The sequence below is a fragment of the Inquilinus sp. OTU3971 genome (genome assembly GCF_038440215.1).
Map to the genome: position 1 here is coordinate 1 of NZ_JASATH010000274.1, position 7694 is coordinate 7694.

Consider the following 7694-nt stretch of genomic DNA (forward strand, 5'->3'; position numbering starts at 1 on the left):
TGCGGGGGGGGCGGCGGGGGGGTCCGCCCCCCCCCCGCCCCCCGTCCCGATCTCAACGGAACACCACCGTCTTGGCGCCGTTCAGCAGCACGCGGTGCTCGGAGTGGTATTTGAGCGCACGGGCCAGCACCACGCTCTCGACGTCGCGGCCGATGCCGACCCATTCGTCGGCCGACGCGGTGTGGTCGACCCGGAGCACGTCCTGGTCGATGATCGGGCCCTCGTCCAGGTCGTCGGTGACGTAGTGCGAGGTGGCGCCGATCAGCTTGACGCCGCGGGCATGGGCCTGGTGATACGGCTTGGCGCCCTTGAAGCTGGGCAGGAAGGAGTGGTGGATGTTGATCACCCGCCCCTCCATCTTCCGGCACAGGTCGGAGGACAGCACCTGCATGTAGCGGGCCAGGACGATGAGGTCGATCTTCTCCTCGTCCACCATCTCCAGCAGCCGCCGCTCCTGCTGCGCCTTGTTGTCCCGGGTCACCGGCAGGTAGTGGAACGGGATGCCCGCGGCGGCGACCCGCTGGTAGCTGTCGCGGTGGTTCGACACCACGGCCGGGATCTCGATCGGCAGCGACCCGATCTGTACCCGGTACAGGATGTCGTTCAGGCAATGGTCGAACTTCGACACCATGACCAGGGCGCGGATCTTGCGGTCGGCGTCGTGCAGCTCCCAATCCATGCCGTAATCGGCGCCGATCGGCGCGAAGCCCTCGCGCAGGGCATCGATGTCGGCGGTGCCCTCCACCGCCTCGACCACCACACGCATGAAGAAGCGGCCGGTGTCGCGGTCGAAGAACTGCGCGCTTTCGAGGATGTTGAGGCCGGAGCGGAACACGAAATCCGAGATCCGGGCGACGATGCCGGGGACATCGGTGCAGGAGAGCTTGAGGATCAGCCGTTTCGCCATGGGGTGCCGCGTCGTCTCGCTGAAGGGCCGGCGGGCCGGCCGTGAAGCAATATTCGACACCTAGCACGACAGCGGCCGTCGCCTGCGGCTTGATTGCGACGGCCGGATGCCTGGGGCCGACGCGGCCCCGACCTGGCCAGACGATTTCCCGGCTAGGCGGTTTCCCGGTACGGCACCAGGTCGGGCGTGGTCCCGTCCTTGAAGTCGACATGGACGTGGTTGCCGTCCGGGTCGTGGAAATTGACCTGGATCAGACCGCTGCGCGGCGGGCTGCCGAGCTTGGTCTCGATGCCGAGCCCCTTCAGATGGGCCAGGAAGTCGTCGAGATTGCCGTTGCTCTGGAAGGCGAAATGCGACAGCTGCACCTGCTCCGGATGCAGCGGCTGCTTCACCTCGACCAGATGCACCACCGCCTGGTCGCCGAGATAGAGCCAGGCGCCGGGGAACGGAAAGTCCGGCCGCGGCCCGGCTTCCAGGCCCAGGGCGTCGCGGTAGAAGCGGATCAGTCGCTTCTGGTCGGCGGTCCAGATGTTGACGTGGTCCAGGCGTGTCAGGCTGGTCATGGGCGCTCTCCCGGCTGGGTTCCCTTGAATGGATTGCCGCCAGCATAGCCCCTGATTGTCGGACGAAAGAAGCCGGAACCGCGTCGCTTGATCCCACGACCCCTTGCGCCGAGGGGGGCCGCGGCGCGACAACCGAAGGCAAGAACCGGCGCATCGGACGCCGGCACCGTCAGGGAAGGATGCGCCATGAAGGCCTATGTCATCGGGACCTGCGACACCAAGGGCCGCGAGCTGGCCTATGTCCAGGCGCTGATCGAAGCCCGCGGCGTCGAGGCCGTTCTGGTCGATGTCGGCACCCGGCCCGGCGAGATCGGCGCCGACGTCCCGCGCCCCGACGTGTCGGCGCGGGAGGTCGCGCGTCACCATCCGGACGGGCCCGAGGCCGTGTTCAGCGACGATCGCGGCCGGGCGGTGGCGGCGATGGCCCAGGCCTTGCGCGGCTTCCTGGCCAGCCGGACGGATGTCGGCGGCGTCATCGGCCTGGGCGGGTCCGGCGGCACGGCGCTGATCACCCCGGCGATGCGCGACCTGCCGGTCGGGGTGCCCAAGGTGATGGTCTCGACCGTCGCCTCCGGCAATGTCGCGCCCTATGTCGGGCCGGCCGACATCATGATGCTGTACTCGGTCACCGACGTGTCCGGGATCAACCGCATCTCCCGCGCCGTGCTGGGCAACGCCGCCCATGCCCTGGCCGGAATGGTGGCCCATCCGGCGCCGCGGAGCGAGGCCGACAAGCCGGCCCTGGGCCTGACCATGTTCGGCGTCACCACCCCCTGCGTCGAGCAGGTCAGCCGGGCGCTGGAGGGCGAGTATGACTGCCTGGTCTTCCACGCCACCGGCACCGGCGGCCGGTCGATGGAGAAGCTGGTCGAGTCCGGATTGATCGGCGGCGTCCTCGACATCACCACGACCGAGGTCTGCGACCTGCTGTTCGGCGGCGTGTTCCCGGCCGGCGAGGACCGGTTCGACAGCATCATCCGCACCCGCGTTCCCTATGTCGTCTCCTGCGGCGCGCTCGACATGGTGAATTTCGGCGCGATGGAGACCGTTCCGGAGCGCTATCTGAAGCGGAATCTCTATGTCCACAACCCGCAGGTCACGCTGATGCGGACGACGGTGGAGGAGAATATCGAGATGGGCCGCTGGATCGGCGCCAAGCTGAACCGGATGGACGGGCCCGTGCGCGTCCTGATCCCGGAGGGCGGCGTGTCGCTGATCGACGCGCCGGGCAAGCCGTTCCACGACCCCGCCGCCGACGAGGCCCTGTTCCAGGCGCTGGAGGCGACGGTGCGGCAGACCCCGAACCGCCGCCTGATCCGCCTGCCCTACGCGATCAACGACCCGGAGTTCGCGGCCGCTTTGGTGCGCGAGTTCCGGGATATCGCCCATCACTGAGGACGCCGCCATGACCCGTTTCGCCCGCGCCGACCTCCTGGCCAGGTTCCGCGGCATGGTCGAGCGCCGCGAGCCGATCGTCGGCGGCGGCGCCGGCACCGGCCTGTCCGCCAAATGCGAGGAGGCCGGCGGCATCGACCTGATCGTGATCTACAATTCCGGCCGCTACCGCATGGCCGGACGCGGCTCCCTCGCCGGGCTGCTGGCCTATGGCAACGCCAATGAGATCGTGGTCGAGATGGCGCGCGAGGTGCTGCCGGTGGTGAAGCGGACTCCGGTCATCGCCGGGGTCAACGGCACCGACCCGTTCCTGCTCACCGACCATTTCCTGGCCCAGCTCAAGGCCATGGGCTTCGCCGGGGTGCAGAACTTCCCCACCGTCGGCCTGATCGACGGGACCTTCCGCCAGAACCTGGAGGAGACGGGAATGGGCTACGGGCTGGAGGTCGAGATGATCGCCCGCGCCCATGCGCTCGACCTGCTGACCACGCCCTATGTGTTCTCCGCCGAAGAGGCGGTGGCGATGGCGCAGGCCGGGGCCGACATCATCGTGCCGCATATGGGCCTGACCACCGGCGGGTCGATCGGCGCCGAGACCGCCAAGACCCTCGACGACTGCGTCGCCCTGGTCGACGAGTGGGCGGCGGCGGCGCTGGCGGTGCGGCCGGACCTCATCGTGCTGTGCCATGGCGGCCCGATCGCGATGCCGGAGGACGCGGCCTACGTCCTGCAACGCTGCCGCCACTGCCACGGCTTCTACGGCGCCAGCTCGATGGAACGGCTGCCGACCGAACAGGCCCTCACCGCCCAGACCCGCGCCTTCAAGCAGGTCTCGTTCTGACGCCCCAACCAGGAGAAGCGAGCATGATCCGAGTGACCACCAGCAGCGTGATCAACGCCCCGATCGACACCCTGTGGCAGGCGATCCGGGACTTCAATGCCCTGCCCGACTGGCATCCCACCATCGCCAGCAGCAAGGTCGAGGACGGCGGCAGCCCCGACCGTATCGGCTGCATCCGCAGCATGGAGCTGGCCGGAGGCGGCGGCACCATCCGCGAGAAGCTGCTGACCCTCTCGGATTCCGAGCACAGCGTCACCTATTCGATCCTCGCTTCGCCGATGCCGGTCGAGAACTACGTCGCCACGCTGCGCCTGCTGCCGGTCACCGACGGCAACCGCAGCTTCGCCGAATGGACAGCCGAGTTCGACGTATCGGCCGAGAATGAGGCGGCGATGCGCAAGCTGATCGGCCGGGACGTGTTCCAGACCGGCTTCGATTCCCTGAAGAAGCGCTTCGGCGGCTGAGGCGCCGCGTCTTTACGCCGGGGCGCGCCCGGTGCAGGGTGCGCCCCGATCGGAACCAGGTGTCAAGGTCATGACCGAGATCGATGATGCCGCGCAGATCCGCGCGGTGAAGCGGGAGCTGCGGGACGCGATCGGCGACGTCGCCGGGGTCTGGCGTCGGCTGGAGGATGCGGTGCGGCGCGAGGCCGACGCCATCCGCGAGATCGACGCCCAGGGCCGGTCGCCGGTGCCGGTGGTCCGCTTCGCCGACATCGTCGACAACACTGTCCCCGCCGGGACGGTGGCGGAGATCCATCGCCGCGGCGCCGCCCTGATCCGCGGTACGGTCGACCGGGACCAGATCACCCGCTGGAACGACGCGGTAGCGGCCTACATCGACGACAACGGCTATGCCAGCCAGCAGGACGACGGCAACCTGCAGAAGTACTTCGGCGGATTGAGCGCCAAGACGCCGCAGATCTTCGCCATCTACTGGTCCCGGCCGCAGGTCGAGGCCCGGCAGCACCCGAACATGGCGGCGGCCCGGCGCTTCATGAACCGGCTCTGGCGCTTCTGCGACACCGGTGACGAGGCGACGGCCGGCCGGATGTTCTTCGACCCCGACCGCGAGGTCACCTATGCCGACCGGGTGCGCCGCCGGCAGCCGGGCGACACCACGCTCGGCCTGTCGCCGCATATGGATGGCGGGTCGATCGAGCGCTGGCTCGATCCCGGCTATCGCCGCGTCTACCGCAACGTCTTCAGCGGCGACTGGGACAAGCACGACCCGTTCGACGGCGAGTTCCGGGTCGAGGCGCGCGAGTTCCCGGCGCCCAACACCAGCACCTTCTTCCGCTCCTACCAGGGCTGGCTGGCGCTGACCGGCCAGGGCAAGACCGACGGCACGCTGCAGGTGGTCCCGATGATCCGGCATTCGGTGGCGTACCTGCTGCTGCGGCCCCTGCTGGACGACGTGCCGGAGGAGCTGATCTGCGGCGCCGCCCGCGGCAAGGCGCAGGCGATCCTGCCGCAATGGCACCAGCCGCTGATCGACGCCCAGGTCTCGATCCCCACGGCCGAGCCGGGCGACACGGTGTGGTGGCACCCCGACTGCATCCATGCGGTCGGCGACGAGCACCGCGGCGCCGACTACTCCAACGTGATGTTCATCGGTGCCGGCCCGCTCTGCGCCAAGAACGCGGAATACGGGGCCCGGCAGCGCGCCCGCTTCCTGGCCGGCGAGACCCCGCCCGACTTCTCGCCCGAGCATCGCGAGAAGGCCTATCGCGGCCGCGGCACCGAGGCCGACCTGACCGATCTCGGCCGCCGCCAGCTCGGGCTGGAGGCCTGGCCGACGGAGGGCGTGCCGCCTGCCCGCGCGGCGCTGATCCGGGAGTGCGCAGCGATCGGTTGATCGCCAGTTGCCCGTTTTCTTGTTTTCCGCCTGATCTTCATCAGCGTGTAGCATTCCAGTCCTAATCGGGGATTCGATCGACCGATCCGGGGGGATTGCTGATGAAGCGTTGCAGGACGATGGTGCTGCTGGCCGTGCTGGTTCCGGCCGCGGCGCAGGCCGAGGAGCCGTTCTCCTCCCTCTCGGTGTTCGGCGACAGCCTGAGCGACCGCGGCCGCATCCCCGGCCTGATCGCGGCGCAGAACCCGGCCTTCCCGCTGCGCTTCCCGGTGTCGCCACCCTATTTCGACGCCCGCTTCTCGAACGGCCCGACCTATGCCGAACGCCTGCCCGGCCTGCTGGGCCTCGACGCCGCGCCCGGCCGCAACTTCGCCGTTGGCGGCGCCGAGACCGACAGTGGCAACATCGCCAACCCGCTGCTGGCGCAGGGCGGCGTCACCCTGCCCGGCATCCGCGACCAGATCGACGGCTATGCCGGCTCCGGTGGCCGCTTCGGCGCCCACGACCTTGTCGTGCTGTATGGCGGCGCCAACGACTATTTCGCCTGGCTCGGCGGCACGCCTTCGCCGGGCGGGGTGCAGGCCGAGGTGGCGCGCACCGTCGGCAACATCGACGCCGATATCCGCCGGCTGGCTGCGGCCGGGGCGAAGACGATCCTGGTGCCGAACGTGCCGGATCTCGGCTCCACCCCGGCCTATCGCGGCACGCCGGGCCAGGGGCTGGCCAGTGCGCTGTCCGCGGGCCATGCCGAGGCGCTGAACCGGCAGATGGGCGCGCTGGGCCGTGAGCTCGGCGTGCAGATCGTGGTGGCCGATTTCGCCACCGGGATGAAGACCGTGCTGGCCGACCCGGCCCGCTTCGGCTTCGGCAATGTCACCCAGGCCTGCGTCGCCAGCGCCACCGCCCTGCCCTCCTACGTCACGCCCGGATCGGTCTGCCGCGATCCGGACGGGCGGCTGTTCTGGGACAGCGTCCACCCGACCGCGCTGGGGCACCAGCTGCTGGCGGAGTACGCCGCCGACACGCTGACCGCCCCCACCACCATCGGCGCCCAGGCCGGCCTGGCCCTGCTGGCCAGCGACAATTTCCTGCGCCGGGTCGGCGACGCGATCGGTGGTGGCGAGGAGGCCGGCGGCCCGATGCTGGCCGGCCCGCCGGCCCTGTCCGACCGCCCGGTCGACGGCTTCCTGACCCTGCAGCGCGCCTTCGGCAGCCAGGGCTTCGACCGCGGCGCCACCGGCTTCGACTACGGCGTCACCTCGATCACCGGCGGCGTCACCGCGCGGCCGGCCGACCGGGTGACGCTCGGCCTCGTCGCCGCCTACGACACCGGCGATGCCGATCTCGACCGGGGCTGGGGCACGGTCGACTACAGCTCGGTCCGCATCGGCGCCGTCGCCGGCTATGACGACGGCGCGCTGTTCGGCGGCGCCGGCGTCGCCTGGGGCTTCGACAGCTACGAGCTGGAGCGCCGGACCTATGTGCCGCAGCTGCGCGCCTCGGCCGACCCGGACGGCAACAGCCTCAGCGTCTTCGGCCGGGCCGGCTACCGCTTCGGCGTCGATGTCTTCACCTTCGGCCCGGTTCTGGGCCTGCGCTATTCCCGGGTGGAGATCGACCGCTACTCCGAATCCGGCGCACCCGGCCTGGACATGACGGTGGAGGGGCAGACAGCCGAGGCGCTGATCGGCAGCGCCGGGATCGCCGCCGCCGCCCGGTTCGAGGCCGGCAGCACCGCGATCACGCCGCATCTGGAGCTGACGGTCGAAGGCGACCTGCTGGGCGGCGACCGCTCGATCGAGACCGCGCTGGTCACCGTGCCGGATGTCGGGCGCGTCCAGGAGGTCGAGTCCTCCGGCGGCGCCTATGGCCGGCTGGCCGGCGGCGTCTCGGTCCGGCTGATCCCGGCGGTGACGGCGCAGCTCGGCGGCGAGACCACGCTGGGCCGCGATGGCGGCGACGACTACGCCGTGACCGGACGCCTCGCTGTGCGCTTCTGAAAAACGGGCTACCATCGCCGCCGGAAGGGGCCAACCCTCGAGGGGACAGGCCGAATGTCGGATTGGGACAATGATCCGGAGGAGCGGGGGCCCCCCCCCGCCCCCGGCGGGGGGGCGCCGGCGCCGCCCGG

Annotated in this window: 7 protein-coding genes; 5 read left to right on the plus strand and 2 right to left on the minus strand. The window is 70.3% G+C overall.

The genetic code is table 11. The features are described from left to right. Nucleotides 1-52: 52 nt before the first annotated feature. Both purU and AAHM41_RS37410 read right to left on the minus strand, forming a co-directional pair. A complete protein-coding gene (purU, locus tag AAHM41_RS37405; protein ID WP_342241720.1) occupies nucleotides 53-907 on the minus strand; it encodes a formyltetrahydrofolate deformylase in 855 nt (284 codons plus the stop codon). A 152-nt stretch (nucleotides 908-1059) separates the two neighbouring features. Continuing rightward, complete coding sequence (locus AAHM41_RS37410; protein ID WP_342241721.1) at nucleotides 1060-1470, minus strand: VOC family protein; 411 nt, start codon at nucleotides 1468-1470, stop codon at nucleotides 1060-1062. A 186-nt stretch (nucleotides 1471-1656) separates the two neighbouring features. On the opposite strand from AAHM41_RS37410, the gene AAHM41_RS37415 reads away from it, so the two are divergent. The 5 genes from AAHM41_RS37415 (at nucleotide 1657) to AAHM41_RS37435 (ending at nucleotide 7563) form a co-directional block, all read left to right on the plus strand. Then, nucleotides 1657-2865 (plus strand): Tm-1-like ATP-binding domain-containing protein, encoded by a 1209-nt coding sequence (locus AAHM41_RS37415; RefSeq protein ID WP_342241722.1) that lies wholly within the window; start codon nucleotides 1657-1659, stop codon nucleotides 2863-2865. Between the two features lie 10 nt (nucleotides 2866-2875). Next, nucleotides 2876-3706, plus strand: coding sequence for a phosphoenolpyruvate hydrolase family protein (locus AAHM41_RS37420; RefSeq protein WP_342241723.1), 831 nt, complete (start codon nucleotides 2876-2878; stop codon nucleotides 3704-3706). Between the two features lie 23 nt (nucleotides 3707-3729). Then, complete coding sequence (locus AAHM41_RS37425) at nucleotides 3730-4170, plus strand: SRPBCC family protein (protein ID WP_342241724.1); 441 nt, start codon at nucleotides 3730-3732, stop codon at nucleotides 4168-4170. A gap of 70 nt (nucleotides 4171-4240) precedes the next feature. Next, nucleotides 4241-5563 carry a YbiU family protein gene (locus AAHM41_RS37430; RefSeq protein WP_342241725.1) on the plus strand — a complete coding sequence of 441 codons (1323 nt, stop codon included), beginning with the start codon at nucleotides 4241-4243 and terminating at the stop codon, nucleotides 5561-5563. A gap of 101 nt (nucleotides 5564-5664) precedes the next feature. Next, nucleotides 5665-7563, plus strand: coding sequence for an autotransporter domain-containing protein (locus AAHM41_RS37435; protein ID WP_342241726.1), 1899 nt, complete (start codon nucleotides 5665-5667; stop codon nucleotides 7561-7563). Nucleotides 7564-7694: the final 131 nt, after the last annotated feature.